At 62.6% G+C, this 12,449-nt stretch carries 9 protein-coding genes; 4 read left to right on the top strand and 5 right to left on the bottom strand.

Translation table 11 applies throughout. The features are described 5' to 3' along the window. Positions 1-199 precede the first annotated feature (199 nt). The 4 genes from G9X64_RS14125 (at position 200) to G9X64_RS14110 (ending at position 7,003) form a co-directional block, all read left to right on the top strand. Positions 200-1,081, top strand: a complete 882-nt coding sequence (locus tag G9X64_RS14125) for a DUF6030 family protein (protein WP_171376874.1) — start codon at positions 200-202, stop codon at positions 1,079-1,081. A 136-nt stretch (positions 1,082-1,217) separates the two neighbouring features. Beyond that, complete coding sequence (locus G9X64_RS14120) at positions 1,218-2,864, top strand: acetolactate synthase large subunit (protein ID WP_168309007.1); 1,647 nt, start codon at positions 1,218-1,220, stop codon at positions 2,862-2,864. A gap of 390 nt (positions 2,865-3,254) precedes the next feature. After that, positions 3,255-4,379 (top strand): metallophosphoesterase family protein, encoded by a 1,125-nt coding sequence (locus G9X64_RS14115; RefSeq protein ID WP_168315780.1) that lies wholly within the window; start codon positions 3,255-3,257, stop codon positions 4,377-4,379. Continuing rightward, entirely contained in the window at positions 4,376-7,003 is a 2,628-nt protein-coding gene (locus G9X64_RS14110; RefSeq protein WP_171376739.1) for an AAA family ATPase, read from the top strand. Before G9X64_RS14115 ends, G9X64_RS14110 begins: the two co-directional genes overlap by 4 nt. Before the next feature lie 13 nt (positions 7,004-7,016). Here G9X64_RS14110 and G9X64_RS14105 read toward each other — a convergent pair whose 3' ends face one another. The 5 genes from G9X64_RS14105 to G9X64_RS14085 all read right to left on the bottom strand — a co-directional run bounded on the left by G9X64_RS14105 (position 7,017) and on the right by G9X64_RS14085 (position 12,429). Then, a complete protein-coding gene (locus G9X64_RS14105; protein ID WP_168315778.1) occupies positions 7,017-8,285 on the bottom strand; it encodes an MGH1-like glycoside hydrolase domain-containing protein in 1,269 nt (422 codons plus the stop codon). A gap of 19 nt (positions 8,286-8,304) precedes the next feature. Further along, positions 8,305-9,363 (bottom strand): ABC transporter ATP-binding protein, encoded by a 1,059-nt coding sequence (locus tag G9X64_RS14100; RefSeq protein ID WP_168309011.1) that lies wholly within the window; start codon positions 9,361-9,363, stop codon positions 8,305-8,307. Between the two features lie 13 nt (positions 9,364-9,376). Continuing rightward, complete coding sequence (locus tag G9X64_RS14095; RefSeq protein ID WP_168309012.1) at positions 9,377-10,234, bottom strand: carbohydrate ABC transporter permease; 858 nt, start codon at positions 10,232-10,234, stop codon at positions 9,377-9,379. Beyond that, positions 10,231-11,082: a carbohydrate ABC transporter permease gene (locus G9X64_RS14090; RefSeq protein ID WP_168315777.1), complete on the bottom strand. Its 852-nt coding sequence runs from the start codon at positions 11,080-11,082 to the stop codon at positions 10,231-10,233. Before G9X64_RS14090 ends, G9X64_RS14095 begins: the two co-directional genes overlap by 4 nt. Before the next feature lie 72 nt (positions 11,083-11,154). Further along, complete coding sequence (locus tag G9X64_RS14085; protein ID WP_168309014.1) at positions 11,155-12,429, bottom strand: ABC transporter substrate-binding protein; 1,275 nt, start codon at positions 12,427-12,429, stop codon at positions 11,155-11,157. Positions 12,430-12,449: the final 20 nt, after the last annotated feature.

The following is a 12,449-nucleotide window of genomic DNA, read 5'->3' as shown; positions in this document are numbered from 1 at the left end:
CTCACCTTAGAAGGAGTCGCCAGCAGGGGCTGATCGGTCCAAGCGCCGACCGACGCGGGTGGGTCGCAAATAGGATCGAGGTTGATTGAGTTCGAACTCGCAGCCGCTCCTATTTTGCTTGTGGGGTCGCGCCGTGGATAAAGTGCTATCAGCAGTCGATCCTCCTCGCGACAGCCCACTTTGGAACCGGAATTTCCCATTGCCGAGAAACGGCTGGTCTCTGCTTTGGGCGGGGCTTTTGATATCTGTTTTGCTTCTTGCAGGCATGGTTGTTTTTTATCGTCAAGTCCACCACCTCGAAGATCCGGTCGGGGTCTTTGAAAATCGAGCTCTCAATAAGGCTGCCCGATCTTCTGGCATAGCCGCCCGCCCCGATCCGGAAGCTCCTTCTTCCCTCCCGCCGACGTCGATATCGCTGCAGCTGATCGAGGTCCCGAAGCTGGAATTGGCAAGTCAGTTTCTGCGGATGTGGCGCGTCTCGGGGCCGAATATTTGCGGTGCTCTTCGAGGGGCCGGCATCGAGATGAGCGAATGGAAAGCCGCATCGATGCGAAATCGCAGCTATGAATGTTATTTTCAGCGCATCTACGAACGGGACGAGGTGCGTCCCCTCAGCTCAACCTTCCTTAAGGTTCGTGGAGATGAAATGGGCGATATTGTTGAGATCCGCGCCAAGATCATTGGGCCGACGACCGACGCTCAGGGACGTCTCGCCCCGGCCGTCCTGCGCATTTTCGAGATCATTGTGAAGCAGGCCTGCTGGCGTGATTTCGAAGATACTCTTGCCTCGATCCAAAACCTTCGAAATGTCGAATACGAACGATTCGGGTCCTATCTCAGCTTCACGCGCGAAGCAGGCAGCGCAAATATCTTTAATTTTGTTCTTGGTCTTAAGGCGACTTCAAGTTCGCAGGTGAAGACCAAGACGTATTTTTCGACTGAGCGCTGGCTACGAATACCCGCAGTACTCCTGCGAACTTCATTCTCAGGGAGCGCTTGGGGACGTCCATATCAGCCAATTGCGCTCAATGACGTCGCAAGTACCCGTCACAGTCCAAAATCAAGCTGGAACTGTGGCTGAACATCGACGATTTCATCGTGCGACCACCGAAAAGCCGCCGATGCCGCCGAACGCATGGACAGGCCCGGAAAAGAACATATCTTCGAGGGGCCTTCCTTTCTGGAAGCCTCGAACCAAACAGCACGGGCAACGATCCATGACCAAAGGCTCCGATCTTCTAGTGGCAGCGCTTGAGAACGAAGGTGTCGAGCGCATCTTCGGCATTCCCGGCGAAGAGAATCTCGACGTCGTCGAATCCATCCGCAAGTCGTCGATTGAACTCGTCCTCACCCGACACGAACAGGCGGCGGCCTTCATGGCCGCGACCTATGGTCGCCTGACTGGAAAGCCCGGCGTCTGCCTGACGACGCTCGGGCCCGGTGCTCTGAACCTTTCGACGGGTGCCGCCTATGCCTTGCTCGGTGCGATGCCGATGGTGATGATAACCGGTCAGAAGGGTATCCTCTCGTCCCGCCAGGCGCGTTTCCAGGTGGTCGACGTCGTCGCGTCGATGAAGCCGCTGACCAAGCTCGCAAGGCAGATAGTGTCGCCGCAGATGATCCCGACCACGGTCAGGGAGGCGTTCCGCATCGCCCAGGAGGAAAGGCCGGGGCCGGTGCATCTGGAGCTTCCGGAAGATATTGCGGCCGAGGAATGCCAGGAGGTGGCGCTGATTGCGCCGCATCAGCTCGAACTGCCGACGGCAAGCGATGCGGCCCTCGATCGCGCTGCCGCCCTCATCGCCGCAGCCAAACGTCCGCTTCTGATGTTCGGGGCCGCCGCCTCGCGTCCCCGCTCGACCTCCGACATTGCCCAGTTTGTGATCCGTACGCGCATTCCGTTCTTTACCACTCAGATGGGGAAGGGAACGGTTCCCGGCGGAACCGAACTTTATATGGGCACCGCCGCGCTGTCGGAGCGGGATTATGTCCACGAGGCCATCGAACAGGCCGACCTTATCATCACGATCGGCCATGACACGATCGAGAAGCCACCGTTCATCATGGGCAAAGGCGGCCCGAAGGTCGTTCATGTCGGATATCAGCCGGCGACCGTCGAGCAGGTCTATTTCCCACAATCCGAAGTCATCGGCGACATCGGCCCTTCGCTCAAGGCGCTGGCGGATCGCCTCGAGGGCAAGCTGCCGAACGCGCAGGCGCTTCTTCATCTCCGGGAACGCATTCTCGAGCGCATCGCCGCGCGGGCGACGGAGGATCGCTTCACGCCACAGCGCCTGGTTCACGATATAAGAGAGGTGATGCCGCATGATGGCATCCTGGCGCTCGACAACGGCATGTACAAGATCTGGTTCGCCCGCAACTACCGCACGCGAATGGCGAACACGCTGCTGCTCGACAATGCTCTTGCAACGATGGGAGCGGGGCTGCCGTCTGCCATGGTTGCCTCGATGCTCTACCCGGAGCGGCGGGTCATGGCGATCTCAGGCGATGGCGGCTTCATGATGAACTCCCAGGAACTCGAAACCGCCGTTCGGCTGAAGCTCAACCTCGTCGTTCTTGTCATCGAGGACAATGCTTACGGGATGATCCGCTGGAAGCAGGCGGTGGACGAGTTCCCGGATTTCGGGATGACCTTCGGCAATCCCGATTTCGTGAAATATGCCGAATCCTACGGCGCCAAGGGAACCAGGGTCGACGATATCGGCCAGTTCAAAAAGGTTCTCGAAGAGGCATTCTCAGGCGGCGGCGTTCATCTGGTGAACGTTCCGGTCGACTACTCGGAAAATGAACGCGTGCTGGTAAAGGAGCTTCGCGAACGGCTCCCCGCGATATTGGAGGCCTGAGGCTGCCGCCTGCCAGCAAGGTCCACAGGCGTTCGGCCGTGAGACGACACGGCACGATGGAGATGGCCGACGAAACGATGGTGGTATTCAACCCGGCTACCTAGGATCAGGCGGCATTCCGCCGGAGGTTCTGGGGCGGTATCAGCGGCGATCCTCATCGGTGAACGGGTGTCGATATGGTGTCAAACATCACTCAAAATTAGACAAGCATTGGATAACGGCTTGTTCGGCCAGGATAGGCTTGCCTCGCCTGTTGTCGGGAGGCATGGTCTGTCCCGGAACAGCGGAATCACGAGACTACGGACGGGGCTCATTGCCGCGCATCTGAATACGCGCGGCGCTGTAGACCATGCTCGAAGGCTCGCGGCGCATCGCAAACATGGCTGGTTAATGTTTTCCTTCCTGCACAGTTCGGACCTTCATATTGGCAAGCGATTTGGCAATCTTCCCGAGGATTTGAGAGGGCGCCTGCGCGAGGCGCGGCATGGCGTGATCGCCAGGCTTGCCGGTGCGGCACGAGAGCATGGGGCTGGTGTCATCCTGCTTGCGGGCGACACCTTCGATACCGAGACGCCGACGCCTGCCGTGCTTCGCCAGGCGCTTGGCGAGATGGCCCGGAATACGCCGCTGCGCTGGGTTCTGCTGCCGGGCAACCACGATTCGCTGCTGGCGGACCAGCTCTGGAGTGCTGCGCGCGGCGTGCTGCCCGATAATGTCATCCTGGCAACGGAAGCGGCGCCGCTTCCGCTTGGACCTGATATCATCCTGCTGCCGGCGCCTTGCACGACCAGGCGACCGGGCCGCGACCTGACCGAATGGATGACCGGTGCCGGGACGCCGGACGGCGCGATCCGCATCGGCCTCGCCCATGGCCCGATCCAGGAATTTTCGGAGGATGCCACGGCCACGAACGTGATTGCGCCGAACCGCGCGGCGCTGGCCGGCCTCGACTATATGGCGCTCGGCGATTGGCACGGATCGATCGCGGTCGACGCCAGAACATATTATAGTGGCGCGCCCGAGCCGGACCGTTTCAAGCATGACCGGCCGGGACAGGCGATGGTCGTTTCGATTGCCGGGCAGGGGGCGATGCCGACGACGACTGCAGTCGCGACCGCCAGCTTTTCCTGGCAGACGTTGCAGCTTCCCCTGCTGGCGTCGGAGGACGGTGTTGAAGCGCTGAAGGCTGCGCTGCCGGACCCGTTCGCGCGGCGACAAACCCTGTTGCGCGTCGCGCTGTCCGGTCGTACCCGGCTGAACGGGCGCACAGCAATGACCAGCCTGCTGGAGCAGGTCGCGCCGGAATTTGCGCATCTGGAGATCGATTCGGAACTGCTGGGGACCGATTGCGAAAGCGATGATCTCGAGATCATCGACCGAGCCGGTGCGCTGCGCGATACCGCGGAGTTGCTGCTTGCCGAAAGCCTCGACCAATCCCGCTCGGGCGATGACAGGGGCGTGGCGCGTGAAGCGTTGATCCGCCTGTTTTCCTATTGCGAGGCGATTGATCGATGAAACTCAACGCTCTTCGCCTTCACAATGTCAAACGCTTCGCCGGCCGCGGCATATCCGTCGAAGGAATCGCCGACGGCGTCAATGTGCTGAGCGCCGCCAACGAACACGGCAAATCAACCTGTTTCGAGGCGCTGCATGCCCTGTTCTTCCAGCCGCACGGCGGCACGCCAAAGAGCGTGCAGATGCTGCGCCCCTATAGCGGCGGCAATCCGATCGTCGAGGCCGATATCACGATCGAAGCCGGACGCTACCGCCTGACCAAGCAGTTCTATGGCGGCCGGCGCGCCAGCGTCACCGATCTCGGCAGCGGCCGGCTCGTCGCCCAGGCCGACGAGGCCGAGGCTTTCATCGGCGATCTCATTTCCGGCGGAACTGCCGGCCCGGCAGGCCTGCTCTGGGTGCGCCAGGGCGTCACCGGCATCGAAAATCGCAGCAAGAGCGAGGAAGAAAACGACAAGCGAGTGCGTGAAAGCCTGCTGTCTTCGGTGCAGGGCGAGGTGGAGGCGCTGACCGGCGGACGGCGCATGTCGGCGGTGCTCGAAGCCTGCGAGGAGGAACTCAACCGCCTTGTCACCGCCACGCTCCGGCCAAAGGCGGGAGGCCGCTTTGCCGCCGCGCTCGACGATCGTGACCGGCTGCAGGCGGAAGAGGCGCGGCTGGCCAAGGAGGTGGAGATGCTGCACGGCGCGCTCGACCGACGCCGCTCAGTGCAAGCGAGACTCAGCGAACTGGAAAACCCTGATGAGGAAGCCGGCCGAAAGACGGCGATTGCCAATGCCGAGTCGGTGCTCGTGGCCGCTAAACTGCACGACAGGGAGCTCAAGGCACTCGATGCCGAAGCTGCCTTGGCCGCCAGCCGCCGCGATGAGGCACAGCAGGCATTCGACCGCTTCCACGCGGCATTGAACCGCAGTGACGAACTCGCGCGGCGTTTCGCCGTGACGGAAAAAGAGCTTGCACATGCAGCCGAGCGACGCGCGGCATCGCTTGTTGAAAGCGAGGCCGCAACGGCGGAGGTTCAGGCGGCCGAAGAGGAAGAGCGGGTAAACCGCGAATTGCTGGCCCGGCTGGAGGCGGCGCTTCGTTCGCGCCACGCCGCAGAGCGGCTGGCGGAGGTTCGTCTGCATCTCGAACAGGCCGAAGCGGCGCGGCGGCAGATCGAGGACGGGGAGGCTGCGCATGCATTGCTCGCCATTCCCGCCGATGCGATCGAACGGCTCGAAGCGTTGGACCTCAAGATCGTTGGCTTGCGTGCAGCAGCCGAGGTCGGTCTTCCCAGGCTCAGGATCGACTACCTCAAGGAGGCCTCCGGATCGGTGAGCATGGACCGCCAGCCTTTGCCGGGGGGCGAGGACAAGAGTTTTGCCGGGGTGGCGAGGCTCGACATCGCAGGCGTCGGCACCCTGACGATCCATTCCAGCCGACAGGCAGAACAGGACGGGGCGCTCGAAAGCGCGGAAGCCACGCGCCAAACATTGCTTGCCAGGCTCGGAGTCGACAGTTTGCGGGCGGCGCGACAGCGCGATATTGCCGCCCGGAACAAGCAGGAGGAACTGGTGCGGGCACGCCAGCGATTCGCAGACGTGGCGCCGAATGGCATCGACCAGCTTCACCTCGATGCCGCACGCTTTGCGGAACTCAGCCAGGATCCAGTCGAACTCGACGCCGACCCGGAAGAGGTGCGCGCCCGTCTCGCGGATGCGACGCAGCGTATCGAACTGGCGCGAAACCGGGCGCGGGAAGCATCGGTGATGGGCACGGAGGCCGGCGAGGCAATATTTCGGGCGCAGACGGAGCACGCCAAACTTGGCCATGACCTCGAGGCCATCGCGGCGATCATCGGTCCTGAAGCCGGCCGACCGGAATTGCAACGGGACCTTGCGGCCAGGCTTTCCAGCGCCAAAGAACAACTCGACGCGGTTGAACTCCGGGCCGGGCCTTTGCGCAGAGCCGGGCGGGACCTCGCCGGCGCGGAAGCCGCCCTTGCCAGGGCACGTTCGGTCGCCGACGCCGCAGCGCGTGAAATTGCCAGGTTACGCGAGGAGCTTGCCGACCTCGGCGGTCAAATTCGCACCCGCTCAGACAGTGCGGTGGAAGAAAACTGGTTGGAAACTCGCGGTTTGCTTGACGCGGCGCGGGAGCAGGTGAAGCGTTTCGAAACCGAGGTCGCCGTCCTCGATCGCCTGCGCAAGGCGCTGACGGCGACGCGGGCAGCCGCGCGCGACCTCTATCTCAAGCCGGTCATGAACGAACTCGCCCCGCTGGTCGGCCTGCTGTTCGACGACATCTCGATTACCTTCGACGGCGACACGCTGCTACCGCAGATCGTGCGCCGCAACGGCCTGGACGAGGATGTCGACCGGCTGAGCGGCGGTATGCGGGAGCAGCTCTCGGTGCTGACCCGCCTCGCATTCGCAAGGCTGCTTGCCCGCGACGGCCGGCCGGCGCCGGTCATCCTCGACGATGCGCTTGTTTATTCCGACGACGACCGGATCGAGCGGATGTTCGATGCGCTGCACCGCCAATCGCGCGACCAGCAGATCCTGGTCTTCTCCTGCCGCCAGCGCGCCTTCGCCAAGCTGGGCGGCAACGTGCTCACCATGCAGCCATGGCAGCCGGATTGATGAGGATCGATGCTCAGGCGAGCACTCTGCCACGCTCAAGCCACAGATAGGCTGCAGCCGTCCAGGAAAAGCCGAGGCCGCCGCAGCCTTCGCCGGTGACCGGGTCGAAATATTCGGCGAAACCTTCCGTTTCGATGGCCGCGATGGTGGATTTCCGCAGCTCTTCGGCCGCATCCGCATGGCCATTGCGCTTCAGTCCGTCGATCAGCAGCCAGTTGATGATCGCCCAGGCGGGGCCGCGCCAATAGCGCTTCGGCTCCCAGCTGGCGATGCCGGGTTTGGTCGTCGGGAAGGCAACCTTGAGATCCTTGGACCAAGCCTTCATTTCCGAGACCAGAGCATTGGCAACCTGCTTGTCGAGGTCCAGCGAAAGGAGGGGGATGAAGCCGGCTTGCGTTGCGGCTTCGACATCTTCGCCGGAGATCAGGTCTCGCGAGACGAAGCGCGAAAGCTCCGGCCGCCATTGGGCCATCATCGCCTTGCGAGTGCGGTTGTTGAAGGCCGCGATCTCGATCGCGTCCTCCGTCCGGCCGAACAGGCGGGCAAGATGTTCCAGATCTTCGCCCGCCTTGAGCAGGATTGCGGTCGTCTGGATCTCGGCGACCTTAAAGGATGCCTTTTCCCATTGCCTCGCCGGATCCCAGCCGCAGGCAGCATAGGTATCGACGAGATGGATGAAGCGGCGGTAATCCTCGTCGCGCGGACGCATGTCGGCATCGACATGGCCGGTATCCTTGCGCACGACGGGGGTATCAGTGGTGATAGGTACACGAGCGAGCGCGATGTCCCAGGCGGGAGAATTGTCGCTGCCGCTTTCCCAGGGATGCAGGAGTGCTACGAGCCCGGTGCCATCGGGATCGCGGGCGGAATACCACCAGCGGTGCCATTTCAGCGCCGCCTCGTAGAGGGGCAGGGTGCGCGTCTCGGCATCGTTGCCAGCGGCTTCATGCAGCTTGCGCAGTGCGATCGCGAAGACCGGCGGCTGGGTTATGCCGGAGGTCGGGATCGTATGCTCAGTGCGCCAGACGTTCGACCCCGGGAAATAGGTTTCGCTTGGCGCGTGAAAGACGATATGCGGGATCATCCCGTCCGCCCACTGACCCTCGACCAGCCGTTCCAGCTCGCGATAGGCGCGATCGATATCGTAGAGCGCGAAGCCCATGGCGACGAAGGCGGAATCCCAGTTCCACTGAAAGGGATAGAGCCGGTCGGTCGGCACCGTATAGCCGCCGCGATCGTTGGCGGCGAGGATGCGCTTCGCCTGGTCGATATGCATGTTCATTCTGGGTACTCCGGTATTCTTAGGCCAGCACGGCCGGAAAGGACTTGCCGCTTTCGGGCGAAAGCCAGGTGATGCGCTTTTGGTCAAGCTTCAGACCGATCATCTCGCCGCTCTTCACGGTCTCCGAGGCCGGCAGGATGACGCGGACGGGCTGGTCGTGGATCGAACCGGTCAAAAGCAGGTGCGAGCCCATCGGCTCGGCAACCCGCACCCTCATTTCGAGACCCTGCGGCAATGGCGCGAGTTCGACGGCCTCGCCGCGCAGGCCGAGGATGATTTGATTGCCGGATTCCTGCGGCGCCACAAGCCGTTCTGTACCGGCCGCCACATGGCCGTTCGTAACCGGCAGTTGGATGAAGTTCATCGGCGGGTTGCCGATGAAGCCGCCGACGAAACGTGTCGCCGGATGATTATAGATCTCGACCGGATGGCCGACCTGCTCGACCACGCCGCCATGCATGACGGCGATGCGGTCGGAAAGGCCCATCGCTTCCGTCTGGTCATGGGTGACGTAGATCGTCGTAGTCCCCGCCGATTGCAGCACGGTCTTGAGTTCGGTGCGCATTTCAAGGCGAAGCAGCGCGTCGAGGTTCGAAAGCGGCTCGTCCATCAGCAGCACCTTCGGTTCGACGGCAAGGGCACGAGCGACGGCGACGCGCTGGCGTTGGCCGCCGGAAAGCTTGTTCGGGTAGCGGTCGAGATATTGTTCGATATGAAGGAGGCCGGCCGCCTTCTCGACCTGCGTCTTCACGCGTGCGTCGTCGGCCTTCTGCATCCGCAGCCCGAAGGCGACGTTTTCGTAAACCGTCATATGCGGAAAGACCGCGTAGTTCTGGAAGACCATCGCAAGCCCGCGATCCCGGGGCGCGAGGCCGATCACCGACCTGTCGCCGATGCGGATATCTCCCGAGGTTGCCGTCTCGAGGCCGGCGATGATGCGCAGCAGCGTGGTCTTGCCGCAGCCGGACGGACCGAGCAGCGAGACGAATTCGCCGTCGTTGATCGTCAGCGAAACCTCTTTCAGCGCCTGGAAGGCTCCGAAGCTCTTGCGGATGCGGTCGATGACAATATTGGCCATATCTCTGATCCCGTTATTTGGAGGAAATGCCCCAGATCGCGAAGAGGTAGCGCCTGACCGCGAAGATGAAGACAACCGAGGGAAGGATGAGCATCAGGCCCCCGGCAAAGCGGTAGTGCATCGGGCTTTCCGAAAGCACGGTCAGCAGGTAGGCCGTCAGCGTGCGGTTGCGAACCGTCAGCACCGAGGCGGCAAAAACCTCGTTCCACGAGATGACGAAGGCGAAGACCGCGGTCGCGACGATGCCGGGAAGCGCCAAGGGCGCCACCACCTTGAAGAAGGCCTGGATGCGGGTACAGCCGAACACCCAGGCGGCTTCCTCCAATTCCCTCGGCACGCCGAGGAAAATCCCTTGTGTGACCAGTGCGGCAAACGGCAGCGCCAGGACCGTATGGATGAGGCCCACGCCGAGGATCGTGTCGTAGAGGCCGAGCCGGATGAAGGAGACCGTCAGCGGCAGCGCCAGGATCGCCAGCGGGAAGGCGCGGGTCAGCAGCACCAGAAGCCGGTAGCTGTCCTTGCCGCGGAAATCATAGCGGGCGAGCGCATAACCGGCCGGCGCGCCGAGCAGGATCGAAAGCGCCACCGTAATGCCTGCCGCACCCAGCGAATTGAGAAAGGACTGGACGACGCCTTCCGTCTTCAGGAAGAGAAGGAAGGGCTCCAGTGAAATGCCGGTGGGAAGACCGGTCTTTGGCCAGACATAGACGCCCTGGCGACCGCCGAGTGCGCCGAGCGCGACCAGATAGATCGGCACCAGCACCCAAGCACAGAGTGCGGCAATGCCGCTCCACAGCAACCAGCGCCGCGAGGAGATGAAGCCGGCGGCGTTGGAGGTGTCCGCAGCCGTGTTGATGGTATCCGTGGTCATGGCAGGCGCTCCGGATCGACCTTCAAGGCTTTCAGATAGATGAGCGTGGCGGCAAGCGAGATGATCATGATCAGCACCGCATAGGCGGCCGCGACGCTGTAGTTCTGGTTCTGGTTCTGCCAGTTATAGGCCTCGCCGACGAGGACCGGGAAGTTGCGACCGCCGAGCGCATAGACCACCGCGAAGACCTCGAAGGCGAGCACGGTGCGCAGGATCAGCGCCGATTGCAGGGCCGGACGGATCAGCGGCAGGGTGATGCGCCAGAAGCGCGTCCACGGGCCAGCCCCGAAGATTTCGGCGGCTTCGCTGAATTCCTTCGGCACCTGGTTAAGGCCGGCAACGATGATCACCATGACGATTGCCGTGCCGCGCCAGATTTCGGCCACCGCAATCGCGATGAAGAGCGCGACCGGTGTCTGGTAGGAAAGCCAGCTTGCCTGCCTGCCGATGATGCCGAGGCCGAAGAGCAGCGAATTCAGATAGCCGGTATTCTGCAGGATCGACAGCCAGACGAGACCGGCGGCGAGGTCGGAAATGCCGAGCGGGATAGTCCATATCCACAGGATCGTCTCGCGTCCCCGGCCGACCTTGGCGACCATCGTGCCCATGGCAAGCGCAATGGCGATCTGTACCGGCACGACCGCGATCGTCAGCAGGAAGGTGTTCTTCACCGAGCGGGTGAAATTGATATCGGTGACCATGCGCTCGGCATTTGCGAGCGATGGCGCGCCATTGTCCGAAACCGCCAGCCAGATCGTCTGCACCAGCGGCACGACGAAGAGCAGTGCCAGGAAGGCGACGGATGGCAGGATCAGCAGATAGGGGATCCAGTGTCGGCTATTGGTCATCGGCTCCCGCCTTGACGAGCAGAGTGGTGAAGGAGCGCCCGGGCATTTCGCCCGGACGCCTGCTAAGCGGATTTATTCGACCGGGCAGGGGCCGTCGCTCTTGGCATCGGGCGCCCAGCAGGCAGCTTTCGTGTCGGTCATCAGCTTGGCCATCGTGGCGCCCTGGGCCTTCAGCACGTCTGCAACGGGCTCGTTCTGCAGCACGATGCGCTGGAAACTGTCCATGTAGACCTTGTTGAATTCGCCGCCCTTGTCGCCGAGGCCGACCGGGAGCAGCGAGATGACCGCGTCCTTGGAAGCCTGGGTGGCGCTGACCGCACCGGCAAGCAGGGCGACGCCCGCATCGAGATCCGGCGGCAGCTTGACATTCAGGGTGGGGAAGAAGCCGACCTTCGAGGCGGTCAGGAGCTGCGTGTCCGGCATGGACAGGTGTTCGATGATCTTTTCTGCGCCGGCCTTGTCGGGCGCCCCCTTCGGGATTGCGAGACCGGCAACGACCGGCATGTAGCCGCGACCCTTGGGACCGGCAGGCGCCGGGAAGACCACATAATCATCCGGTGCGGCAGAAATGGCATTCTTCAAACGGGCGATATGGTCCCAGGCGACCATGACTTCGCCGGCTGCCAGCGGCTCCTGCATGAAGTCGTAGCTGGTCGAGTTCGGTGTTACATAGGCCCATAGCGTCTTCAGCTTCTCCCAGCCGGCGGCCGCATCAGCACTCTGGAAGGTGCGCACGACACCGCCCGTGAAGGAGGGGTAGAAATAGCCCTGGAAGTAACGCGCCATCAGCCCCTTCGGGCCGGCCGGGAAGCCGATCTGCGGCTGGCCCGTCGCCTCCTGCATATTCTTGCCCCACTCGATCAGCTGATCGTAGCTCAGTGCGTTCACGTCGGCGCCATCAGGCAGGTATTGCAGCGCTTCCTTCTTGGCAGCCATCACATAAGTCGCCTGCATCCAGGGAATGTACTGCTGGGTCGACTTGCCGAGCTTACCGAGGTCGAGCAACGACTGCGGCATGCCGCTCGCTGCCAGCTTCTTGGCGAGATCGTCGAGCGGCTCGAGCGTGTCCTTGTCGGCGAGCGGCGAAAGCTCGCCATGCAGCGCACCGACGAGGCTGACGGTGTGCTTGCCGGCCTGGCGTTCGGCTTCCATACGGACGGCAAACTGCGGCGGCTCCTCGACCACGTAGTCAACCGAGCCGACGTCCTTCAGGAGTTCCTCGCGGACGACGGTCGCTTCCTCGATTGGACGAAGCTGGGTGGATACGAAAACCGTCTGGGCAAGCACCGGCGAGGCGAAGGCCAGCACGGTGGAAGCCAGAATCCCAAATGACATGATATGTTTCATCTTCTCCTCCTTCATTGTTC

The organism is Rhizobium sophorae (genome assembly GCF_013087515.1).
Taxonomy (GTDB): Bacteria; Pseudomonadota; Alphaproteobacteria; order Rhizobiales; family Rhizobiaceae; genus Rhizobium; species Rhizobium sophorae.
The sequence above is the reverse complement of the archived record's forward strand: the minus strand, read 5'-3'. Positions and strand labels throughout refer to the sequence as shown.

Bases quoted from the DNA above. Each gene is read 5' to 3' on its own strand.
- G9X64_RS14120 (WP_168309007.1), top strand. From the start codon at position 1,218: ATGACCAAAGGCTCCGATCTTCTAGTGGCAGCGCTTGAGAACGAAGGT.
- G9X64_RS14115 (WP_168315780.1), top strand. From the start codon at position 3,255: ATGTTTTCCTTCCTGCACAGTTCGGACCTTCATATTGGCAAGCGATTT.
- G9X64_RS14110 (WP_171376739.1), top strand. From the start codon at position 4,376: ATGAAACTCAACGCTCTTCGCCTTCACAATGTCAAACGCTTCGCCGGC.
- G9X64_RS14105 (WP_168315778.1), bottom strand. From the start codon at position 8,285: ATGAACATGCATATCGACCAGGCGAAGCGCATCCTCGCCGCCAACGAT.
- G9X64_RS14100 (WP_168309011.1), bottom strand. From the start codon at position 9,363: ATGGCCAATATTGTCATCGACCGCATCCGCAAGAGCTTCGGAGCCTTC.
- G9X64_RS14095 (WP_168309012.1), bottom strand. From the start codon at position 10,234: ATGACCACGGATACCATCAACACGGCTGCGGACACCTCCAACGCCGCC.
- G9X64_RS14090 (WP_168315777.1), bottom strand. From the start codon at position 11,082: ATGACCAATAGCCGACACTGGATCCCCTATCTGCTGATCCTGCCATCC.
- G9X64_RS14085 (WP_168309014.1), bottom strand. From the start codon at position 12,429: ATGAAACATATCATGTCATTTGGGATTCTGGCTTCCACCGTGCTGGCC.